General features: G+C 43.8%; 19 protein-coding genes. 15 read left to right on the top strand and 4 right to left on the bottom strand.

The genetic code is table 11. The features are described 5' to 3' along the window. Positions 1-27: 27 nt before the first annotated feature. Positions 28-858, top strand: coding sequence for a phosphoenolpyruvate hydrolase family protein (locus L1028_RS01765; RefSeq protein ID WP_234530482.1), 831 nt, complete (start codon positions 28-30; stop codon positions 856-858). A 103-nt stretch (positions 859-961) separates the two neighbouring features. On the opposite strand, the gene L1028_RS01760 is transcribed toward L1028_RS01765, so the two are convergent. Next, positions 962-1,750: an alpha/beta hydrolase gene (locus L1028_RS01760; protein ID WP_234530480.1), complete on the bottom strand. Its 789-nt coding sequence runs from the start codon at positions 1,748-1,750 to the stop codon at positions 962-964. 188 nt (positions 1,751-1,938) lie between these two features. Here L1028_RS01760 and L1028_RS01755 point away from each other — a divergent pair, with 188 nt between their 5' ends. Genes L1028_RS01755 through L1028_RS01745 form a run of 3 tightly spaced genes read left to right on the top strand, consistent with a single transcriptional unit; the run spans position 1,939 to position 4,833 of the window. Continuing rightward, on the top strand, positions 1,939-2,490 hold the full coding sequence (locus tag L1028_RS01755; protein WP_234530478.1) for a type IV pilus modification PilV family protein: 552 nt from the start codon (positions 1,939-1,941) through the stop codon (positions 2,488-2,490). Then, entirely contained in the window at positions 2,474-3,019 is a 546-nt protein-coding gene (locus L1028_RS01750) for a type II secretion system protein (protein ID WP_234530476.1), read from the top strand. Before L1028_RS01755 ends, L1028_RS01750 begins: the two co-directional genes overlap by 17 nt. 14 nt (positions 3,020-3,033) lie before the next feature. Next, entirely contained in the window at positions 3,034-4,833 is a 1,800-nt protein-coding gene (locus L1028_RS01745) for a hypothetical protein (protein ID WP_234530474.1), read from the top strand. An 86-nt stretch (positions 4,834-4,919) separates the two neighbouring features. On the opposite strand, the gene L1028_RS01740 is transcribed toward L1028_RS01745, so the two are convergent. Next, entirely contained in the window at positions 4,920-9,554 is a 4,635-nt protein-coding gene (locus tag L1028_RS01740) for a choice-of-anchor A family protein (RefSeq protein WP_234530473.1), read from the bottom strand. A gap of 375 nt (positions 9,555-9,929) precedes the next feature. Here L1028_RS01740 and L1028_RS01735 point away from each other — a divergent pair, with 375 nt between their 5' ends. The 8 genes from L1028_RS01735 (at position 9,930) to L1028_RS01700 (ending at position 18,479) form a co-directional block, all read left to right on the top strand. Continuing rightward, the gene (locus L1028_RS01735) at positions 9,930-11,594 is read left to right on the top strand and encodes a GspE/PulE family protein (RefSeq protein WP_234530472.1); all 1,665 of its coding nucleotides are present in this window, start codon (positions 9,930-9,932) and stop codon (positions 11,592-11,594) included. Positions 11,595-11,637: 43 nt separating this feature from the next. Continuing rightward, complete coding sequence (locus tag L1028_RS01730; RefSeq protein WP_234530462.1) at positions 11,638-12,687, top strand: type IV pilus twitching motility protein PilT; 1,050 nt, start codon at positions 11,638-11,640, stop codon at positions 12,685-12,687. Continuing rightward, a complete protein-coding gene (locus L1028_RS01725; protein ID WP_234530460.1) occupies positions 12,687-13,892 on the top strand; it encodes a type II secretion system F family protein in 1,206 nt (401 codons plus the stop codon). Before L1028_RS01730 ends, L1028_RS01725 begins: the two co-directional genes overlap by 1 nt. Before the next feature lie 165 nt (positions 13,893-14,057). Continuing rightward, positions 14,058-14,522, top strand: a complete 465-nt coding sequence (locus tag L1028_RS31225; RefSeq protein WP_279306821.1) for a type II secretion system protein — start codon at positions 14,058-14,060, stop codon at positions 14,520-14,522. Between the two features lie 80 nt (positions 14,523-14,602). Beyond that, on the top strand, positions 14,603-15,352 hold the full coding sequence (locus L1028_RS01715) for a prepilin peptidase (protein WP_234530458.1): 750 nt from the start codon (positions 14,603-14,605) through the stop codon (positions 15,350-15,352). Between the two features lie 14 nt (positions 15,353-15,366). Then, entirely contained in the window at positions 15,367-16,995 is a 1,629-nt protein-coding gene (gene pilM, locus L1028_RS01710) for a pilus assembly protein PilM (RefSeq protein WP_234530456.1), read from the top strand. Beyond that, on the top strand, positions 16,979-17,584 hold the full coding sequence (gene pilO / locus L1028_RS01705) for a type 4a pilus biogenesis protein PilO (protein ID WP_234530436.1): 606 nt from the start codon (positions 16,979-16,981) through the stop codon (positions 17,582-17,584). The genes pilM and pilO overlap by 17 nt, the downstream gene beginning before the upstream one ends. Positions 17,585-17,876: 292 nt before the next feature. Beyond that, positions 17,877-18,479, top strand: a complete 603-nt coding sequence (locus L1028_RS01700; protein WP_234530434.1) for an IseA DL-endopeptidase inhibitor family protein — start codon at positions 17,877-17,879, stop codon at positions 18,477-18,479. A 46-nt stretch (positions 18,480-18,525) separates the two neighbouring features. Here the strand turns inward: L1028_RS01700 and L1028_RS01695 are convergent, their stop codons facing one another. Together L1028_RS01695 and L1028_RS01690 are read right to left on the bottom strand one after the other, a co-directional pair. Further along, entirely contained in the window at positions 18,526-18,927 is a 402-nt protein-coding gene (locus tag L1028_RS01695; RefSeq protein ID WP_234530431.1) for a CBS domain-containing protein, read from the bottom strand. A gap of 151 nt (positions 18,928-19,078) precedes the next feature. Continuing rightward, positions 19,079-20,506, bottom strand: a complete 1,428-nt coding sequence (locus L1028_RS01690; protein ID WP_234530430.1) for a VanW family protein — start codon at positions 20,504-20,506, stop codon at positions 19,079-19,081. A gap of 229 nt (positions 20,507-20,735) precedes the next feature. On the opposite strand from L1028_RS01690, the gene ftsE reads away from it, so the two are divergent. Genes ftsE through L1028_RS01675 form a run of 3 tightly spaced genes read left to right on the top strand, consistent with a single transcriptional unit; the run spans position 20,736 to position 23,664 of the window. Continuing rightward, positions 20,736-21,422, top strand: a complete 687-nt coding sequence (gene ftsE / locus L1028_RS01685; protein ID WP_094870886.1) for a cell division ATP-binding protein FtsE — start codon at positions 20,736-20,738, stop codon at positions 21,420-21,422. Next, positions 21,412-22,326: a permease-like cell division protein FtsX gene (gene ftsX / locus L1028_RS01680; protein ID WP_234530417.1), complete on the top strand. Its 915-nt coding sequence runs from the start codon at positions 21,412-21,414 to the stop codon at positions 22,324-22,326. The genes ftsE and ftsX overlap by 11 nt, the downstream gene beginning before the upstream one ends. A gap of 30 nt (positions 22,327-22,356) precedes the next feature. Continuing rightward, positions 22,357-23,664, top strand: a complete 1,308-nt coding sequence (locus tag L1028_RS01675) for a murein hydrolase activator EnvC family protein (RefSeq protein WP_234530407.1) — start codon at positions 22,357-22,359, stop codon at positions 23,662-23,664. Positions 23,665-23,708 lie beyond the last annotated feature (44 nt).

The raw sequence follows: 23,708 nt of genomic DNA, 5'->3' as shown, positions 1-23,708 counted from the left end.
ATTTTAATAATGATGGAGGCGTTACACATGAACAAAAATACAAGAACAGAAATCATGGCGAAGTTTAGAGAAGAAGTGGCAAATGGAAAGATTCTTTTAGGTGTTGGGGCTGGTACAGGGATTACTGCAAAAAGCAGTGAAGCTGGCGGAGCAGATATGCTGATTGTTTATAATTCAGGAAGATACAGAATGGCAGGTCGTGGATCACTCGCGGGGTTATTATCTTATGGGGATGCCAACCAAATCGTAGTCGAAATGGGTTCAGAGGTATTACCTGTTGTGAAAAATACTCCCGTATTAGCAGGCGTATGTGGAACAGATCCTTTTAGAGTGATGGAGGTTTATTTGAAGGGGCTTAAGGAACAAGGTTTCAGTGGCGTACAAAACTTCCCAACCGTTGGTTTGATCGATGGCGTATTCAGACAGAACCTGGAAGAGACAGGGATGGGATATGGTTTAGAAGTAGAAATGATTAGAGCAGCACATGAATTGGATATGCTCACAACTCCTTATGTGTTTGATCCTGAGCAAGCTGAGGCTATGGCAGAAGCAGGTGCAGATATTTTGGTGGCGCATATGGGCTTAACTACTAAGGGTACAATTGGAGCTAAGACAGCTCTTACTTTAGATGATTGTGTAGAAAGAATTGAAGCGATTATTAAAGCAGGGAAAGCAGTGAATCCCGATATTATGGTGATTTGCCACGGTGGACCGATTGCTGAACCAGAAGATGCGGCGTATGTAATTGAACGGACAGAAGGCATAGATGGATTCTTTGGTGCATCCAGTATTGAAAGATTTGCTGCTGAAAAGGGGATTATGGAACAGACAGGATTATTTAAAAGAATTACAAAATAAAAGGTCGAAGACAACAAAAGAACCCTCCGAAGAGGGCTCTAAGGTAGAGCATATATTAAGGTGTAGCTTATGGCTGCACCTTTTTCTTGTCTTTTCAAAGCAGTTAATTACTCTTCAAAGGCAGCCATGCCAGCACATCGCGGATTTTGGCATCCCAATAGCCCCATTCATGGTTGCCAGGACCTTCAGCGTAGGTGAAATCAAGGGAGGTTGCTCGGCACGCATCGCGGAATTTCAGGTTATCGCTATACAGGAAATCTTCGGTGCCACAGCATTGATACAACGCTGGTTTTGGTCCCGTAGAGCGGTCTGCTTCCTCAAGAAGCCATAGTAGATCTTCGGGCGTTCCGGTGATATCTTCTTTTCCGAAGATCATATCGAATTCTTTGGTTTTGACGGGAGGATTTTCCCAGTTCATGAAACGATGCGCCATATCCAGTGCTCCCGACAAACTCGCTGCTGCTGCAAAAGATTCGGGTTTACGCAGTCCCAGCTTGATCGCCCCGTAACCACCCATCGATAGTCCAGCTACAAAGTTCTCCTCACGTTTATCGGACAGTGGGAAAAACGAGCGCGCAAGCATTGGCAACTCTTCACTAATAAAGGTCCAATAACGGCCGCCAACCGCCATATCCGTGTAGAAACTGCGATGTACATTCGGCATAACTACAGCTATTCCCATCTCTGCTACATATCGTTCTATAGAAGTCCGGCGAAGCCAGATCGAATCATCGTCTGACAAACCGTGCAGCAAATACAGCGTAGGGTGAAGTTCGCCTCTAGTTACGTTGCTCATCCCGATTTGTGTGGTTGTTTTTTGCGGCAAAATTACAGTCATTGAGGTATTCAATCCTAGTACTTCCGAATAAAATTTGCACTCTATTAAAGCCATTTCATCCATCCCCTCTCTTTCCAAATGATAGCACAGAGCAAAAGTGAGAGATATTGTAGAAATATCTGAATTATAAGGGTTTTGAGGATTGCTGTAGCTGGATATGAGAGAATATAATGGAAGTAGAAAATTAAGGAAAAAACGTGCAAATATGAAAGCATTCTCGTAGGCGGGAGGAAGAAAGTAGGATGAAATCAGGCCTAAAGCAGGAAAAAGGATTTACATTGATCGAAGTGCTGGCCGCTATTGTGATCTTATCGATAGTTTCACTGGTACTTACGTCTTACTTTACAAACGCTATGAGTTACTCTAAATCGAACCAGAACAAGACGATTATGGTCAATCTGGCACGGAACGCGCTGTTTTATGTGGAGAAGCAGGATTTTGACAAGATGAAGGATTATTTCATAACGAAGGGCAACGATGCGATAGAGGCATCGAAATGCAAACAGGATACAGCGGAATCTCCGAAATGCGATGATTACATAGTGCTTGTTCAAGATACAGAAACCTTAAGCCAAGTTTTAAACCCTGCTATCAATGGGGTGAACTATCAAATAGAAATTGAATATCAGCGTGATCTACATAATCAAAGCTTAAACTCTAGTGATCCGGAGAAACAGAAGATGGCAGCATATTTGTTGCCAGTGTTGGTCAAAGTCAGCAGAGCGGATTCTTCCGGAGGACCCCAAAGTGAACCTGTTGTGGAGGGATATATTACCGATGAAAAAATTCGCTAACCTTCTCCGCAGGGAGGGTGGATTTACTTTAGTGGAGCTAATTGTGGCCCTATCGTTGTTTACAGTTGCCGCAGGAATTATTTCAGGGATAACGATGTTAGGCTTACGCAGCTATCATAAAATATCGATTGAAAATTCTTTGCGGGATGAAGGGGATTTGTTAATGTCCGCAATAATTACGGAGTTATATACCTTTGCGCCTGATAAAGTTACCCCAACGTTGATCCAAAATGCTGATAAGACCCAGATTATTGATAGCTTCATTACGTTAGAGCGCCAGGACGGCACCAAATCGCGGATTCGTATTGCTAATGGCATTCTTACGATAACTCCACCCGATGTGATTGACCCTCCAGCGGACACAAGAACTAAGATTACTTCTAGGTTAGCACAAGGTTCTGCTATTACTCTAGAATGTCAGAATAGCATTCCTTGTGATAGTGGTCTAATATCCATAGATTTATCGCTAGTTCAGAGCTACGGCGGAAGGGATTACCCATTGGAGTTGAAAAGCAAATTCGGATTCTAGGAGGAGTAGGAGGGATGAGGAATAACGAAAGAGGGTCGGCTCTAGTATTGGTTATGTTTGTTGCTCTTCTACTTACGATACTTGGACTAGCTGTGCTTGGGGCAACGATGGGCGGGGCACAACGAACGGAAACCAGAGAGAATGATGTGCAAAGTTTACACCTTGCGCAGAAGGGGCTGGACGAAGCAGTCGCTTATATACAGACGAAGCTGGATGGTCGTACGGATATAGATCCTGATCATATGGAAGATGAGATTAAAGGTATTGTCGATGAGGTGACCACCAAAATTGTCGGAGTCAACAATGGTGTAAGTACGGGATTATCGGGAGCAGATGGTACGATCAAGAGCATCACCTATGAGAAACAGGATAAGCAAAAATATTATGTCAATATTGAAGCGCAAGCCACAGTAAATGGTGTGAAAAGACAGTTGAGACAAAAGATCGTCATTGATACCTATCCTGATTTTCTCAAATACGCTTTCGGATCAGAAAAAGTATTAACATTAAACGGAGCGCCTGGTCTTCACGGCAATATATATGCGGGTGAACAACTAAACATCAGTGATACGGCTGTTTATACATATAAGGGAGTGAAAGATCTTAAAGAAAAGACTCAATATCCTAAAGTAGAATTACTAAAAGAACCTGTCAGTCCAGCATCTACGGAACCTCTTCCTGAAGTGCATGTGCAATCACTTGAAAGTATTAAATATTCTGGAAATGGAATTATTAACGCAGCAGTAAATAAAAACAATGCCTCAATTATTCTTCCTAACATACTGGGAGTTAATAAAGAGCAGGTGTTCATCAACCCGCAAAAAAAGTTTGTGCAGATTAATGTGCTGGAATCGTTTCTTGATAAAGTGGAGGAAGCGACAGGGTTGACTGGGAAAAAGGCTGAACTTGAGCAGGCTATTAAAGGTAAGCAATTGGGTAATTACTTAAGTACAACCACATTAGATAGATTACCCGATGAGAATCCACCCTACACTGAGCCAGTACTTGAAGATGATCCAACAGAAGAAGAGAAGGATAATTACAAACTAGAGCACAGCAAATACTTAGAACAATTGCAAATATATCAGAACTCCTTGTTGGATAAGGATTTGAATAAATCTACGATTTATAACGGTAATCTGCTTATCGATGGAATTAATTACAAACAGTTAAAGTTTAGTGATGAAGCTAAAACAGGTAATCCTTCTAATAAGCCTAAATGGATTTTAGTTAATGGTGATCTGGAGGTAAATAACTTTAGCCCAGATAGTACTAAATTTTTGGAGATTCAAGCTAATATTCTCGTTACAGGTAATGTTACTATTAAAGGCCAAGTGAAATTCAACGCTACTATGTTTGTTTTAGGAGAAACGAAAGTAGAGGACGCTGTGATTCAAGGTTTAAGTAGTAAGGAATTAGTCCTCATATCTCAGGGAGATGTGCTCATTAACCGGATTGATACTTTTACTAACCCACCTAAGAAAAAGGATGAGCAGGACTCTTTTTATATGAAAGCTTTTTTTTACACGGATAGTGATGCTAATTTGTACGGAGTTGGATCGATCTTTTGGTTAAACGGAGGCTTCTTTGCCAAAGGAGATCTTACAGTAAACGCAGTATTAGGAGGAGTAACTAAGCCCTTAGATCCGGCACTCGGCTTTAATTTCGATAATCAGGATGAGGATCGATATCATCTAGGTCACCGTTTTCAGATTCAATATAATCAGGATGTTTTTACTCATCAGCAGTCTAGCCTCCCGCGCGTGCAGCAGGTGAACGTAAATGTCGGGCCTCTGGAACTTGTAAGTCATTAAGACTAGTTGAAAACAGGGTATCCGTAAGCGACTGCTTAGGGATACCCTGTTTTTTGTTGGATGTTTCTTTTTTAAAAATGTGAAGTTTAGTAACGATCGTCATTCTGGGGTTCTACAACCTTAACCGTAATATCTGCTTGTACGGTTTTACCTGTGCTTCCGGTATAGGTTACTGTGATGATTGATGATCCCTTTTTAACGCCTGTAACAATTCCTCTGGTATCAATATTGGTTCCATTATCGACACTGGCGATTGCCGAATTGTCGCTTACCCAACTCAAGTGTTCTTTGATTTGATCGATTGAGATAGAGGTTGGGAATGCCCATAAAATATTTGTTAATGGATAAGTATTGCCTACCTCTAGCGTGATGGACTGATCACTAAATCTTAACCCTGTCAAAGCATAGACAATGTTTACCGTGTGGGTTGAAGTAATTTCATTGAATGAAACCTCAATCAGCAGACCATCTTTAGCGGTATTACCAGCCGTCAATTTAGCGGTTGAACCATCACTAGAAGGCGTAAGCGTAGCAATGTGCTCATTCGTAATGGTGTCATCTGTAATCTTAGGATCCGTTGATTTCACGAATCTCCAGCTTAGTGTTGCTGGATCAGCATCCGTAGGATTTCTAATTGCGCTTAGATCGATTTGCCCCCCTATTAATACTGTCGTTGGTCCGTCGATTAACAGTGAGGTTATCGGGTTAGTAATTACGATTGTCTTTTCTGCAGTGATTGGATTACGATTACTAGAATTTACAATGAGTTTCACTGAGTAAGTTCCTGACTGTGTAGCACTGAATACCTTTCTGGTGTCATTACCTGGGTAGTCTGGATTGGTATTAATTACAGCAGTGCTTGCTCCAGTGGTGACATTGGTGACGGACCAGGTATAGGTTATATTGGTCTCTGGTCCCTGATTGTTTAGATTGTCTTGCACATAGATAGCGCTTAAAGGAATAGAATCGTTAACTTCACCAGTCTCATCTCCGTCAATCGTTAAGGATCGTGGAGTTCGTTCAGCTACTGTTATAGTTGCTGTAGCCTGTTTGCCGCTACCATCTAGTGTAGATACATGGACAGTTGCTGTGCCTTTGGCGAGACCTGTGATGTAACCACAGCTTGAATCCAACTGTACATAATTAGTATCGGTAGTTGTCCACAAAAACGCCTGATCAGGGATATCTGAAGGTACGACTGTAGGAATTAAACGCATTCCTTCTCCGACATAGATGGTCCTGCTTTCTAATTGCAGAGCATTAATTTTATATTCTGCTGTAAAGGTTAAGGTCTCAAACGAAATCGTAGTACGCGATAAATTAGCTGATGAAGGATCTGTTGGTGCTGGGACAGGTAGCGGATAGATCTCTGCTGGTAGGTTACCGGTAAAAGGATAATGGAATAAAGTTGCTGAACTCATAGTCATTGAAGCACCAATGATTGTTCCATACACCTGTCCTCCATCGAATGTTATAGCAGACCGTGGTGCTAGAATAGTCCCGTATACGTTGGCTTGAGAAATCCTAAGCTTAGCAAAACTTTCAGAAGTAGACTTAGGGAAGTTGAATAGCACACGGCTGCCGTCATCTCCGAGTGGGAAATGTAAGAACGACTCAGTGTCTTTATCATCTTTCACATTAACAATTACTGTTGATCCTGCCGGAACAGTAAGTCTTGAACTCGTAAGTTTGCTAAGGTCGGCGACTTTGATATCAAAGATGTTAATGGATGAGTTACCTGATAAGGTGATTGATCCGTATCCATCTGGAATCGCCGAACCGTTGGCAGGCAAATTAGCAATGGCATCTGAGAGTCCACGAAAATAATCGCCATGCTTACTGAAATCTAAAAGAGTTCCTTGTATTGGCTTACCATCTTGAATAGAACCATTTTTTAGATTCAGAACTTTTCCAGCATACAATACGTTTCCGTAAACTGTACCTTCAGGAAGATTAACATCTCCACCCGTGACAATACCGTATGGGACACTGCCTTTGTATCGTCCATTTACATCAATCCCAGCGTTGTTGAAGTTGACTGTGCCCCCGGAAGCTAGTGGTCCCTTGATAGTTCCTCCACGAAGTGAGGTTGTCTGAAGGATAAATGCGTTGTATTCATTTGTGATTGCCAGCGGTGGCAATGTAGCATGAATATCGACATAAGTAAGCTTGGAATCATTTAAAGTATAAGTCTGGGTCTGAGTCGGAGTAACCGTAATTTGGAACGTTATGGGTTGCTCAGAGTCAGGTTTATAGATCTGTTTGCCATTCTCCGTTTTTAATGAATAAGTTATGTTACTTAGATTACGTGTCAATCTATATCCGCTATTCACATTCCCCGTGACGATCGTACCGGCAGGTAGTTCTCCTGCAATCTCCAGGTTAGGTGGAAAGTTCTCGGTAAATACAATATCCGATATCAGTTGTGTGTTGTAGGCCTGATTGGCGGTGCTGACGTTTTCAAAAGGTACAGGTTTTGGTGTAATGGAATAACTAAGGGTTACATTTTCTCCCCGCTCTACTTTTCCAGTTATAGTAGCCTTCTCAGAAAGAGATCGTGTCACACTCAAGTTAGAGTTTATTTGCAGGACATTTACTCTGATCGTTTTACTTGAGAGCGCACCGTTTTGGTCCCATGCGTTAATCTCAATATCAAGTGCACCACCCTCCGGAAGTGGATTGTTAAATGATTGATAAATATTTTGGCCTGATTTAATGCTCGTTTTGCTCACTACTGGCGCATCCAAATACTTACCATTTGTTTTGAAACGGACTTCAGTAGTCAGATCCCGATCGTTAAAGTCCAAGTCAGTTACTGTGTAGTCGACAAGCAATGTTTTTTGATAAGAAGGAATAGATGAATTATTGGTCGGTGTATGCACGGTAATCTCAGGAGCATGATTGGCACCGATAAAAGCACGATACATGGTGTTAACGAACAATTGTTGTTCCCAGACAGGGAATCTTTTTAGATTGGCTGGAATATCACTTACTCCAAAAAAGTGACCTGTACCTGAGTAGGTAATGTTCCCCTTCGAATAGGTGTAATATTGATTCCAGCTATCATCGGTGTCGCGCTGGTATTTATTATATTCTCCATTTGGTTTAATTGAGGTGCCTTGAGGCATACTCTCAATGTTATACCAGGAGACCACCTCAGGATCTTCCAGATTAAGCGTAAAGTACTGGTTATGTGTTGGGGCAATTTGTGGCTGAATGATATCGATCTGCTTGTTACTGTCGTCCCTCTTTCTCAGATAAAAAGGATATTGCATCAAAAGCCCGTCATTCACCGGCTTAACTTTTGTGGAAAGATTGATGGCATTGTGGCCTAAGTTGGTCTCGGGGTTCATCTGGCCAGTGATGCCCATGAAATTATTGATCCAGTTCTTTTTATTCGCATCTAAATTAATGATGGTATCGTGAGTGAACAAGGCGCTTTGTTTAAAGGTGCTAGTAAATTGTGTAATAGCGTTGATCGCATTAGTGTTTAAATTAGATTTTTTGTAGTATTCGTCTACAAATCCAAAGATGAGCATGTCATAGGTCCCATTTAGTCCGTAGCTTTGTGTTGCAGCATATTTTTCATTCACATATGTGTTAAATTGGGACATAGTTTTGACTGCTATATTAAGTTGATAATCAGTTGTATTCAAAAACAGCGGATCCATATTACTAGTATATAAGAGGCTGCTTTCCGTTAAAGTGTCAGGCATAACTTGAAGAATATTTACGATAGTCTTTTCTCCACGGTAACGAATTACGCCACTATCGAAGTCCTTTAATTGCGAACCATGATAATCATTGATTTCTAGCTTCCAGTAGAGTAACCCGGAGTACGTTTTTGGCAAAGCGTATTCGATAGTTCCACTGGATGTGTTAAGTTCTGTTTCAGCAACGACCTGTTTTTCTCCCATTTGTGTGGACTTATCAAGACCGATATATAGTTTGACTGAGAGCGGAGAGCTTTGTAATTCAGGTGCGTTGGTGATACTGAAATTAAAAGAAAGCTTCTCCCCAGGAACATAGATTTTGCTGTTAGTTGCATCAGGGTCATAGTTGGGAATTCTGTTCGTAATTTGAAGACGAGGGCGTTGCTTCAGATCGTTTATGTATTTAGAGTCCTGTTGTTTTAAATCGGTAAAGATATTTGCGAGTCCAGTATCATCCACAAACTTAACTTTTGGGTTGGATGAGGAAAGACGGTAGCTGTTAAAAGAGCTGTACAATATACCTTGTTGAGCCTGTGGTTTTATAGGCTTGTCTATGAAGGGCTGACTATGAAAGAAAACATATAACCCCTTGTCGATAAATTCCTTCGTAATTTGATCGGCCTTCAGCTGAGTGATATCGTTCTTCATGCTTTTGGTGTCCAGTGCCTTAGCTCTATTCTCCTCTGAGGCTGGTCTCTGATCACTCACCTGTGCAGGACTGTAAGTCCCCTTCCCGATGTAAATCGCATCGTATCTCCCGTCCAGATCATCCCGCAGCGCCACAAAGCGTTTCATACTCATCGTATCAATCGTAAAATTAGCTAATCCTGAGGTTAAAGAAGCAAGCTCACTAACCCCACTTTCCGTAACCTCCAGCATTCGAATCTGGTAATCACTTGAACTGGCTTCGACATTCGTGAAGTGATTTTTGAGTGGTAGAACAAGCAGAAGGAGAAGCAGAAGGGTTACTGTAAAAAGATAGATCCTTTTGTTGTTGGCAAATTTCATGGTCATCTCTCCCTGATTGTTAACTATTGGCAGATATGGTCGCATTGGAGGTCGTATATGCTAGTTTCCGACAGTTTTTTCAGCTGAATTCGTTGTAAAATTATCCAATCTATGTTATATACATTCTAGGACATTCAGCATTGATAGACAACATAAATCTATTGAAATATACCTATAAATTTATTACTAAAGTCCCGAGTATGTTGAAAAATACGCTAGTTTGACAAATTTGATGGATCCTTAATTATGGAAAAAATAATTTTCATATTTTGCAGAAATAGAACTGGTAATTTATCTTTGGTTATTCCTAGTATTATCCATTATTCAGGTCAGTGTAAAAGTATAACCAATAACGGCATACGGAGCTGAACGGACATGGCCATCGCGAAAAAGAGACTTGGAGATTTGCTGGTAGAAAATAGTATTATTTCGCAGGAACAACTGCTTGAAGCACTTGCGGAACAGCGTAAGAGCAAGCGTAAGCTTGGCGATCTGCTAATCTCTCAAGGCTATATCACGGAGCAGCAGCTGATTGAAGTGCTTGAATTCCAGCTCGGCATTCCGCATGTCAGTTTATTTAAATATCAGATTGATCCTGCGATTACGCAGATTATCCCTGAAAGTATGGCTAAGCGTTATCAAGTACTTCCCTTCTTAAAAGAAGGCGGTAAGCTGATGGTTGCGATGGCCGATCCGCTGGATTATTTTGCGATAGAAGATTTGCGAATGAGTACAGGGTTCCGGATCGAACCTGCTATTTCTACCAGAGATGAGCTGCAGCGGGCGATTGCTCGTCATTATGGTATGCGTGATTCTATGAATCAAATGCTAGTAGAGCTCCCGACACAAGAAGAAATAGAAGAAACGGAGATTACAGACGAGGATTCTCCAATTGTTCGTTTGGTCAATCAGATGATTCAGCAGGCTGTTGCGCTACGGGCATCTGATATACATATGGATCCAGGTGAGAATAATCTAACGATCCGCTACCGCATTGATGGAACCTTACGGACAGAGCGGATTATTCCTAAGCAGATGCAGGGCTTTATCACCGCTCGTCTGAAAATAATGGCCCGACTGAATATCGCAGAACGACGTTTGCCGCAGGACGGCCGAATCAAAATGCAGTTTGATTACAAAATGGTAGATATTCGTGTGTCCTCATTGCCGACGATGCACGGAGAGAAGATTGTGCTGCGATTGCTAGATTTGAGTACTGGGGTTAAATCTGTAGATGCTTTGGGATTCAGTGAGGGGAATGCGGAAGCTTTTAAGGAAATGATTGCTCGTCCTTATGGAATTCTGCTAATCACTGGACCTACAGGTAGTGGAAAAACAACGACTTTATATTCAGCGCTGAATCAACTCAATGTAGAAAGTGCAAATATTATCACGGTTGAAGATCCAGTGGAATACCAGCTTGAGGGTGTAAACCAGGTACACGTAAACTCGGCTATTGGGTTAACCTTTGCGGCGGGACTACGTTCGATTCTCCGACAAGATCCGAATATTGTAATGGTCGGTGAGATACGGGATGCGGAAACTGCTGAAATTGCGGTTCGCGCCTCATTAACGGGCCATCTAGTGTTGTCTACTTTACATACAAACGATGCGATTAGCTCCGTCTCTCGATTGCGAGATATGGGGGTAGAGCCTTATCTGATTGCCTCTTCACTGATTGGTGTGGTAGCGCAGCGGCTCGTTCGTAAAATCTGTACCGACTGTAAAGAAACCTACAAACCGTCTGAGCAGGAAGCGATTATGTTACGTAGCTTGGGGTTGCCAGCAGATGAATTGCATCGTGGCCGAGGTTGCGGTAGCTGTAGCAGTTCTGGTTATCGAGGCCGAATAGCGATTCATGAGGTACTCAGCATTGACGATCATTTGCGGCAGCTTATTACGAACACTGCTTCAGTAGAAGAACTCCGTGTCGCAGGTAAAGCGCGTGGACTTGTTCAACTGATGGATGATGGCTTATTCAAAGTTAGTCAAGGGATTACAACGCTTCAAGAAGTAATGCGCGAGACGGTCTCACATTAGAATCTATTAGGTGTTTTTCATTTTAAAATAGGGGGAGCAGCGGATGCCAACGTATACGCGGGATATTAGACAGCTTTTGCAGACGGCTTACTCCTCCAAAGCTTCCGACTTACATATCTCTGTAGGATCGCCTCCGGTGATACGTATGGATGGAACGCTTCACCCACTTGAGGGTGCACCAGTAACAGCCGATGAAGCTGCAGAAATGGCAGAAGCGCTGCTTGGCAGTGAACGAAACGAAGTGTTTCGGAATACAGGTGAGGTGGATTTCTCTTATCCGCTGGATGGCGGTGTAAGATTTCGGGTGAATGTCTATCGTCAACGGGGCGAGATTAGTATAGCTGCCCGGGCAATTCCAGCAGAGATTCCAAGTCTAGAACAGCTGTCGATGCCTCCAATTTTGTCCACTTTGTCACTTAAACCACAGGGTTTGATACTAGTTACAGGGCCTACGGGCAGCGGTAAATCCTCTACGTTAGCAGCTATGCTGAATTACATTAACAAGACCGAAAGCAAGCATATTGTGACACTTGAAGATCCTATAGAATTTCTGCATAGTCATGGAACCTGTCTAGTGGATCAACGTGAAGTGGGCAGCGACACAGCTAGCTTTGCGAGCGGATTACGTGCCGCGTTACGTCAGGATCCGGATGTTATTCTCGTTGGAGAGATGCGGGATCTGGAGACCATTACAGCAGCAGTTACTGCCGCGGAGACAGGTCATCTTGTGATGGCAACCTTACATACAACAGATGCACCACAGACGATTGATCGAATTATTGACGCTTTTCCGGGTCATCAGCAGGGACAGATTCGTTCACAGCTAGCCTCAGTATTACTGGCAGTTGTGAGTCAGCGGTTGTTTCCAAGAGCTGGAGGACGCGGGCGGATATGTGCAACGGAGATATTAGTGAATACACCAGCCATAGCCAATCTTATTCGGACCGAAAAGACACATCAGATTAAAAATGTGATGCAAACCGGACGCTCGCAAGGCATGCATACGTTGGAAATGAGTATCCGTGAGTATTTATCACAGGAACTCATACATCCGGCTGCAGCAAAAGCATTTATGGCGGAGGTGAGCGGCTGATGCCTCTTTTTGAATATCAAGTAAAGACAACCGCAGGTAAATCCATTAAAGGAAAGCTAACCGCAACAGATAAGCCTACGGCAATGGAGGAGTTACGCAAGCGGGGCCTTACGGTATTCTCGCTGATCGAACGCAAAACAACGATTCTTTCAATGGATATTTATATTGGCAATCCAGTCAAACCGCTTCATTTCATCATTTATTGCAGGCAGTTTGCCACGCTAATGCGTGCTGGGGTGTCAATTGTGGATGCGACGCGTATTTTGGCCGAGCAGACTGAGAGCAAACCGCTCCGTAAAGCACTTGTGGAAGTGAATTCAAGCCTGATGCGCGGGATCTCGTTCTCACAAGCTGTTCAGGATCATAAAAAAATCTTCCCGCAGCTATTCGTCAGCATGATCCGGGCCGGTGAGGAATCCGGTGATATTGAGGGGACGCTCGACAGATTGGCGATGTTTTTTGAGAAGCAGCATTCCACGACGGAGAAAATTAAATCTGCGCTCACTTACCCGATCACCGTCGGGGTTATGGCAATTGGAGCGGTTATATACCTCCTCTGGGCTATAGTTCCACAGTTTGTAACGATGTTCGAATCGATGAATGCAGAGCTTCCGGCGATTACAAAGATGGTATTGGCACTTAGTAAAAGCATTCAAGGCCAATGGTATTTCTGGATACTCGGAGTTCTTCTCCTAGTGATAGCTTTTCAGATTACAAAACGCACAGAAAAGGGTGCCTACGCACTCGATTATGCCAAGCTGAAGGTTCCGGTGTTCGGCAAGCTGAATCAAAAAGGCTCGATTGCTCAGTTTACGCGTACTTTTTCATCTCTATATGCCAGCTCAGTTCCGATCCTGCAATCCTTGGTGATTGTAGAAGAGGTAGCAGGAAATAAGGTCATTGGGGGATTTATCCGAAGTGCAGGTGATTCGCTGAGACAAGGAAACCCACTTTCTGAACCTCTAAAAAAAGCCTGGGTTTTCCCACCGCTTGTTACACAGATGATTGCAATTGGCGAAGAGACGGGGGCGCTCGACACGATGTTGTCTAAGGTAGCTGATTTCTATGAGATGGACGTAGAAAATACCGTTGATCGTTTGAAGTCACTGCTTGAACCATTGCTGATTGCTTTTCTAGCAGGTGTTGTAGGTGTGATTGTGGCCGCCATTATGCTGCCGATGTTCAGTCTGTACGGTAATATGTGAACCTTGTGGTTTCTTGAAGATATTGAGAGGGGTGACGCCCGGGGGCAGCGGGGCAGAGGCACAGAGCTTTTGCTGGCGCTGGACGTGGATGTTTAGTGTAGTGGGATTCACGGAAATCCAAGATACATGCGTTATCATCACACATCACTTAGAGGGGGAAATTAAATGTTAGCACAAGCGATTAAGAGAAGATTGAGCAAAGAGGAAAATCAAAAAGGGTTTACGCTGATCGAGTTATTGGCGGTTATCGTTATTTTGGGGATTATTGCGGTTATTGCGATACCGATGATTGGTAATATCATTACTAAGTCTAAAGCTGATTCTGATTTAGCAACTGCACGTCAAGTTTATGATGCTGCAAGATTGTTTGTAACAGCTGAAAATAATGGGAATTTCATCAGCCAAGACATAGTTATTAAAGATGCAGATACTTCGACAAAAGATCTGACTCAAAATGGTTACTTGGAAAGTACAATTTATTTACCGAGTAATAAAAAAGAGATAACTGGTGGAATTGTTAAATTTAATGATAAAGGTGTTCTAGTATCAGTTGCGTTTTACAACAGTGATAACCCAACTGGGAGTACAGCGTTGACTTATGATGGTGCTAAGGTTTTGAAACAAGAATAGTATCTACTTGATATCAACCCCTAAGGAATCGGACTTCCCGATTCCTTTTTTAAAATCCAGAAAGCCAACAGAGGAAATTCATGACGATATTCATCGCAAGTTACATCACCTTACTGGGCCTGATTCTAGGCTCCTTTTATAACGTAGTGGCACTGCGCGTGCCAGCAAAGGAATCTTTGCTCAACCCGCCGTCCCATTGCCCTAACTGTAATACTCGGCTAAAGGCGCGGGATTTGTTTCCGGTGATAAGCTTCCTGCTGTCAGGAGGCAAGTGTCGTTACTGCGGCACAAGGGTGTCGCCTTTATATCCACTAGGAGAAGCGGTAACGGGTTTGCTTTTTCTATGGGTGTACTTGCAATTTGGGCTGACGGGGAAGGGGATTCTCGGATTCATTCTGGTGAGTCTGGCGGTTATTGTGACGGTTGCAGATTTGAAGTACATGCTGATTCCGAACAAGGTATTGCTATTCTTTTTGCCGATACTGCTTATTCTCGTACTGCTCTTTGCAGAGGGGCCGTTATGGCATCACTTGCTGGGAGCTGTGCTTGGGGGAGGGATTCTTATCCCCTTTGTTCTGTTAGGAGGGATGGGTGCCGGGGATGTGAAGCTATTTGCGCTGCTGGGCTTGGTCATCGGATTTCCGAATGTGATTTTGGCTTTTCTGATGGCTTGTCTGCTTGGAAGTGTGGTCGGAGGACTGCTAATGCTGCTCGGAATCATCAAACGCAAACAACCGGTTCCTTTTGGTCCATGGTTAACAATAGGTGCTTTAATTAGTTACGGATATGGTTCACACATCATTGGCGCGTATTTCTCGCTCATCGGATAGGAGGACATCGACATATGCTTGGATTAGGCCCTAAAGTGGCCGGGCTTTCAATTGAAGCTACCGGAATTCGCTATATTAGTTTTAAGAATAAACAGTCATGGGAAGTCCGCAAAAAACGGTATCTCCCGCTCCTTCCAGGCATGATCATTGAGAATCAGGTGGCGGATAGCGAGGCGCTTTATGATCGTGTAAGGCAGTGGGTGAAGAAGGAAGGGCTAAGAGGCAGCAAGGTTTCCTTATCCATTCCACCTTCGCAGATCATTATCCGCAAAATGAGTATCCCAAGTACCAACGATAAGCAAGTAGAGCAGCTCGTAAAGCTCGAAGTGGAGACGGGGCTGCATTTGCCATTTGAAAATCCTGTTTATGACTATGTGACGCTCGAAGTGGATGAGGAGCACAGCCATTTGCTCGTATTTGCCGCACCGCGGAAATCGATACAGGATTATGTGGAAATTCTGGAGCGTGCGGGTCTTCGAATTAGCAGTGTTGAAATTTCGGCAACCGCTTTGGCGCGAAGTATAGCAACTGGACATGGGGAAAGCTTTGCGGAAACGATGCTGATTAATCTAGAGTCATCCGTCATGGACGTTTATATGTTCAGAAACGGGAATCCGGTGTTCATTCGTACGATTAACTTGCTTGATCTGCATAAAGGTAGAAATGTTGCGACGGCATTGGAATTTATGGCAGACAGTGAGGTTTTGGCAGAAACAGCAGTTGCTGTGGAAGAGCAATTATCACCGGAGCAAATGGTGGAGATCACTGCAGAAATCTCGCGGATGCTCAGCTTCTACCAATACAGCTTGCACGATGGCTCGACTCGTATCAAAAACTTAGTCATAACAGGTACCCCCTCCATTCGTAAACAGCTAGATCTAGAGCTTCAGCAGTCGCTGGCAGAACTCGACATTACACCGATAAGCCTAGATCAGATGGGAAAAGATGCTGTATCTGATCTTGAGCTAAATGATTACCGAGTAGCAGCAGGGACAGCTCTAAAAAGCATCATCAGCGTGGACACGATTGACCTATTGCCAAGAGAAGATCGGGAGACGTTATTATTCCCCTATGTGACCATGGGTCTTGTGGCGATCTGGCTGGTGGGAACGATTGGGACGGGGATTTATTTTTCGGCTAATAAGGGTCAAATCTCTAATGGTAAAGAGGAGCTGCAAGGCTTACAGGATCGCAGTTTAATGCTACAGGTAGAGCTTGGGAAACTTAAGAACAGCGGACCTGGGCAGTTAGATCGGAAGACGGCAATAGCAGAGATTCAGAACAATAAAGTATTTGCTGTTCCTATTCTAGATGAATTAGTCGAAGGGTTACCACCGGGTTCTCTGCTCCGTGACATTAACTACACCCACCGGACATCGATTGACCTGACTGTAAATGTACCTACTATGGTAGATGCCTCTAACTATTTAAGACAACTGCGTCAGATGACTTTTACAGTGGACGCGTCAATTTCGAAGCTGACCGAAGGAACTGTGGATCAGAGTGCGGGGCCAACGAATGCAGCCACTTCCTTAAATATGTATACAGCCATTTATAAAGTAAGCTTAGTAGCAAATAATCAACAGACAAATGGAACGGATGCAAGCCAAGAGGAGGTGAACAGCGATGGAACAGTTCAATAAGTATCGCTCTCCAATCGTACTGGGTGTATTGATTCTGTTCTTGATGTTGTTTGCCTTTTATATGCTGGGTGTTCAACCGACAAATAAGGAAATATCCGCACAGAACGCCAAGATCAGCCAGCTGGAAAAAGAAGCAGAGATTCTTCAAACTAAAATTAACGAGCTAAAAAGCAGCGCTACTTCTTTAGATTCTGAACAACAGGAACTTCTGGCAGCACTCCCGAAAGGCGATGATAGCGAAGGATTGATTGATGATTTACGAGCGCTTGGGATGTCCTCACAGGCACGCTTAAAGGATGTCAGCTTTATTTTGGATGAGGCTAATCCGATTCAGCAAATGACTGGTTCGGCTGAGGTGTTGTTCCCGACGGTTAAACAAATCAAAATGACTGCTGTAGTAGAGGGCACCTATACAAGCATACGGCAGTGGATGGATGAGCTACAAACGCTGGCCCGTATCGTGAATGTAGACTCGTTTAATTTCCAACAATCCTATGAAGAGCGATCTAAGGATATTCCTGAAAGTATCTTGACTGCTAACGTAGCTTTCACAGCTTATTATGAGGTTGTTACTCCATCTTCGAATTAAGTCTCACACCGTTGTAATAACACTATTTTACGACTCCACTTTTCCTGTAAATCAGGAGGGTGGAGTTTATTTGTTACTAAAAAATATAAATGCGTTTTCATCCCTCAGTTTATTGGGTATTTTAGCTTGCGGGGTGCATAAGCTGGAACAGTGGCTATCGCCTGTATTTTTCAAAATATAAAAAGTATAAGTTTCACGCGTTACATTATCTTTATATTTCTCGCATAAACGCTTACCGTCCTTTAAGGACGCCGAAGGCGTTTTAGCTTGGATAACAAAGGAGGAATTTCGAATGAACAAAAAGTGGATGATTGGTTCGTTGGCCCTTTCCATAGGCCTGATCTCAGCAAGTGGGGGAGCTATGGCAGCTTCACCGTCAGCAGGAAGTACGGCAATCAAGAAGGTGGCTGTGTCTGCACCTGGGAAAGAGGGCCCTGCTACCATCAATAATTTGACGGTGAAAAGCATCATTCCGCTGGTAGTCCATGCAAGAGCTCTTTATTTCTATAGTAATCGAGGCGGAAACATCTTCCCGATAGAAACCTTCATGTATAAAGCGCAGGAGTACCGTTATCTTTCCAGTGACATTGGCACAAAAACGAAGCTGATGAATTACATAAAAAAAGCCTACACTCACAATGCAGCGGCATATTATGTGCAGACTCAATTTTTGGAGTATAACGGAAGGATGTCACAGGTTAATGCAGATGTGGGCAATTTATTAATGTATGAAAAAGCCACCGCCCGCATGCTCTCCAAAACTGCGACAACCGCTGAATTTGAACTGACTGTTCCTTATCCAGATGCGCAAGAAAGCAGTGAGTCGGTGTATGTGAAGCTGAAGAAAGTGGAGGGATACTGGAGAATCGACACGTCACCGGATATTCTTTTCTAAGGAAAGGGGAAGGTATTGGAGGAAAGAAGATGGCAGGGGCTATGAACTAACTGCGCTTCAGGTCAGAGATATAAACAACACCAGCGAATTTGCCTTTACGGGTAATAATGACACAGTCATTCTTCATAGGATCTGGGCGGCTCATAGCAGTAGCTAATACGGATTCAAGTGGAGTGGAGATATCAAAAATGAGTGGCGTTTTGTTCATAAGCTTCATGGCAGGTTCTTTGTAGAACAGATCTACTCCTGATCTTCCTGTGGCTTTTAAAAAGAAACGTTCGCTCATTAACAATCCAAGCGGCTCATTCGTGGCGTTACAGACGACGATGCATTTAGATTCTGGATGCTGGAACATTACGCGAAGGGCTTCTCTGCAAGTACGTGAGGCAAAAATAGCAGGTGCACTGCGGACAATATTAGAGAGATCATTTACAAGAGCTGTTGACATGGTGTTCATCCTTTCTGATTATAGGTCTATTTCTAATGTACCCCCGAATCGTAAATTTTAAAGGCGAGAAAGGTCATCTACAGGTAAAATAGTTTCACAAGCAAAAACGGTCCGAACCTCACGAGGTCTGACCGTTTTTTTTGTAGGTAATCTATTCACTTCGAACGCCATCCTCTACCAACTGCTTTCTAGGTGCTTCTGGAATAACAGATTTGCTTGCGCTCCCACGATTTATGGCGATTAATCGTTTTTGTGCGTAATACACATCGCGGGATAATTTCTTCACCTCAATGGATTTACCGTCAACAAACCGGGTGCTGTAAGTCTCAACAACATATCCGGTTTTCCCACTTTTTATAACGCGTGAGCCTCCGCGAGGGAGGGAAGGGTCGTTTACGTACTTGTCGACTGGAGGCAGCACCTCTACGATTTGTGAATGGACCTTATAAGTGACATTTTGCGGAAAGGTACCGAAGAGCTTAATCGTTAGTGATCGACCTTGCACAGCCGCTTTAATGACTAGATATTTGCCAGTCGTATTGCGAAAACGGAAGTTGATATAGCCTTCAGCGAACGTCGCATCCTGGCCTTTGGGTAGATAGTTGACAGGCAAGGAGTGGTTGCGGCGCTCCACGATCTCCAGTCCGGTGCGCAGAGCAGCGTTGTACAGCGTACTGGAAACTTGGCAGATTCCGCCGCCGACGCCGGCTTGTAGCTTACCGTTCACAATGACTGGCGCTTCGCGGAAGCCGTATTCTATTTTTGCTTTTTCAATAGCTTTGCCATAGTCAAAAACGGCGCCAGGTGGGAGCACGGTTCCGTTCACAGCTTTAGCCGCTGATTCAACGTTGTAGATTCGCCCAGGTCCACTTGCGCCGAGAGAGGTGCTGAATTGCATGATTTTTCGCTCAATGCCTTGCTCTTTTAGAGCGTTTAGAGTGATGTCCGGCTGTAATATGGTTAATGGAACCTCCAAAGTGATCCCCTTCTCTTGCAGCGAGAGTAGACGACTAAAACGAGTGGGGGCAGCGGCCCATAGTGAGGTCACCATTCCTGTCCAATCCACCTCAAGGGAAGTCTTCTCGGACGTATACACTATACGATCATCCCCGGTAATTCGCCGCGTAGCATCTACGGGATCACCAAAGGATTCTCTCTCCCAAGCAGGACTTAGGATGGTCTGTAATTGGGCAATCTCCAGATGGGCTTCAAGACTCCAATTCTGGGGGAAGTTGTACCGGGCTTTAACCCGATCCCATAGCCGCCCTTCTGTGAGATCTTGTAGGCCTTGTTCAAAATCCGTGGCTTCATAGGTCATTCCAGCCTGTTTAAGCTTGAGGGTAAGCTCAGAATTCTCTTTGAACTTCAATACAAGGGGGATAGATTCAAGGGCCTGTAGCTTCTTCTCCAGTTCGGAACGTACCTCTGAGATATTCAGCCCGCCCACCTCCCATCCGGCGAGGGTTGTACCTTTTGGAAGCGTGTTTTTATGGCCATATAGTTGAAGTCCCCCATAGATTAATGAGCCGATAAGAATGAGTGCAATGACTATTATGAGGGTAAGATGGATTTTTTTCATGAATAATCTCCTTCCTGGATGGCCTCTGCGAGCGGCACCGTAGGTGCTTTTTATATGTATATGTACAGACATTACAAAACTTTCGAATAGTGGGGCAGTTACGGGGTACTCAATCGGTTACAGATTTGTTACAATAGATACATTGCGGAAATATTGAAGTTTATGGAAACTTAAGCTGTACCCTGTCGATTCACACAAGTGGAAAATGTCATAATTGGGAAGTGAGAAAATGATTGAAATGCAAGATGTATGGAAGACGTATCCTAACGGAACTCACGCACTGCAAGGAGTTTCAGTAAAAATTGACCGCAATGAATTTGTGTATGTTGTCGGTCCATCCGGCGCGGGTAAATCTACTTTTATGAAATTGATTTATAGAGAAGAAGTGCCAACTAAAGGTCAAATTTCTGTGGGAGGCTTTAACATAGGGAAGCTTAAACAACGTAAAATCCCATATGTGCGCCGTAATATCGGCGTTGTGTTTCAAGATTTCCGGTTATTGCCAAGGATGACGGCGTATGAGAATGTTGCCTTTGCCATGGAAGTTATTGAAGCACCGAAGAAGGTCATCAAGAAACGTGTGAATGAAGTTCTCGATCTGGTTGGACTCAAAAATAAAGCGAATCGTGAGCCCTCACAGCTCTCAGGTGGAGAACAGCAGCGTATTGCAATTGCTCGGGCTATCGTTAATAACCCATCTGTTATTATTGCGGACGAGCCTACAGGTAACTTGGACCCTGAGACTTCATGGGGCATTATGCAGCTGCTGGACGAAATTAATTTTCGTGGAACAACAATTGTAATGGCTACCCATAATAGAGATATCGTGAATAAAATGCGCAAGCGGGTGCTTGCGATTGAGAACGGAAACATTGTGAGAGACCAGGCGAGAGGGGAATATGGCTATGAGTTTTAAGACCTTCTTGCGACACTTGCGGGAAGGCTTCAAAAGCGTATTCCGTAATGGCTGGATGTCGATTGCTTCGATCACTTCCATCGTCGTCTCTCTTTTTGTCCTAGGTGTATTTATTCTTCTTGTTCTTAATGTGAATGCTGTAGCGGATGAGGCAGACAGCCAGGTACAGATTAATGTACATTTGGCACTAAATGTAGATCAGAAGTTGCGTGAGACTTTGCAGACTGAAATTGGCAATATGCCGGAGGTCAGCAAGATTACATTCATCTCTAAGGATCAAGGACTTAAAGATCTCCGTGCAGATATGGGTGAGGACGCGGCTGAGCTTCTGGAAGGGTTCGATGAAGACAATAACCCTCTCCCAGATACGCTTAAGGTAGAAGTTGTCGAACCTACTACGGTAGCATTTGTGGCTGAGAAGATTGAAGCACTCAACAAGACACATACTGATCAGCCCATTTACAAAGTGAAATATGGCAAGGGCTCGATAGAAACCTTGTTCAAAATAACACGCGCTGTACGAAACATTGGTTTTATTTTTGTAGCAGGTCTGGGGCTCATGTCTATGTTCCTCATCTCTAATACGATTCGGGTTACGATACTTGCCCGTCGTAAGGAGATTGGCATTATGAAGCTCGTAGGCGCGACAAATTATTTTATTCGCTGGCCTTTCTTTATAGAAGGGGCATTGATCGGTCTGATCGGATCGCTCATTACCTCCGTCGTCTTGTATGTGGGTTACAGCATGTTGGAATCGACTGTACAGGGAGATCCTATGCTCCAATTGCAGCTAATTCCGTTCGATAGTATTTGGGTGCTGGTCGTTGGTGTACTAGTTGGACTTGGCGTGCTGATCGGCGTCTGGGGAAGTACGGTTTCTATTCGTAGGTTCTTGAAAGTTTAATATTAAAAAGTGAAGGATGGGGAGTGCAAGTTGAAGAAGATTGCCGCCGGACTAGCCGTAATGTTACTAGCTGTCACTATATTCCAGCCCTCTGACGGATATGCCAAAAAAACAAGTGTTGCCGAAATCGACAAGCAGCTAAAGCAGCTGCAAAAAGAGGTGCAGGACGCTAAGGCGCAACAGGAGAAAGCGGCGTCCCAAACGCAGGAAGCACAGCATTATAAGAATAAAACGAATCTCAATCTGCAGTATGTCTTACAGCAAGTGGATCAAGTTAAGGGCAAAATGACCGAAATCTCTACAAAAATTTCCGATACAGAACAATCTCTGAATGTTACGGCAACGGAATTGGATAAAGCAGAAGCACGAGTCGCCTCTAGAGAGGAAGTCTTAGGATCTCGTGTTCGGTTAATGTATACCGATGGAGCGGTTTCTTACTTGGATGTTTTGCTCTCATCGACAAGCTTCGCTGATTTTCTAGATCGCGCGGATTCACTTAAGATGATTGTGGATCAGGATCAGGAGCTGCTAGTGCAACATAAGCTGGACAAGCAGACGGTGATAGAGAAGAAACAAGAGCTTGAAGGGCAATATGCCCAAGCCAAGCAGCTGTACACTTCTTTGGAACAACAGAGAAGTCTGCTGAAGGAGAAAGAATCTGAGAAACAGGAGCTTATCGCATTCTATGATAAGCAAATTCAAGAAAGTGATGATTTAAGTGAAGAGCAGAATGAAAAGCTGGTCAAACTGGCAAGCGAACGTTCTGCGCTGGAAACGCAAAAGGATAAGATTAAGGCAGAGGAAGCCGCTCGCAGAGCAGCAGCGGCTAAGGCGGAAGCGGCTCGTAGAGCTGCGGCGGCTGCCAAAAAGGCTGCAGCTGCAGCTAGTAAGGGGAGCAGTAGTTCTAGCTATAGCTCTAGTGAAACGGGATATTCAGGCGGAGATGGACCGTTTCTACTTCCTGTAGGATCCGCAAGGATCTCGTCCTCTTATGGACCACGGACACATCCGATCACAGGTGAGAGGGGTAAAGTACACACCGGGGTCGATTTTGCGGTTCCACAAGGAACCAGTATTCATGCAGCTGATTCCGGAACAGTAATCGTAGCTGAATGGTATAGCGGCTATGGTTATTGTGTAATTATTGATCATGGAGGCGGGGTTTGGACCCTCTACGGACATATACGCAAAGGCGGTATTAGGGTTAGTTCTGGGGATAAAGTTAATCGCGGAGATGTGATTGCTGAATCTGGTTCCACAGGTAATTCAACGGGTCCTCACCTTCATTTTGAAGTGCGGATTGATGGTAAGACAGTGAATCCTATGCCTTATCTCTAATTTTTAACGAACTTATAACTCATATTATTTGATTGTACGGCATA

The organism is Paenibacillus pseudetheri (genome assembly GCF_924513355.1).
Taxonomy (GTDB): Bacteria; Bacillota; Bacilli; order Paenibacillales; family Paenibacillaceae; genus Paenibacillus_AQ; species Paenibacillus_AQ pseudetheri.
The sequence above is the reverse complement of the archived record's forward strand: the minus strand, read 5'-3'. Positions and strand labels throughout refer to the sequence as shown.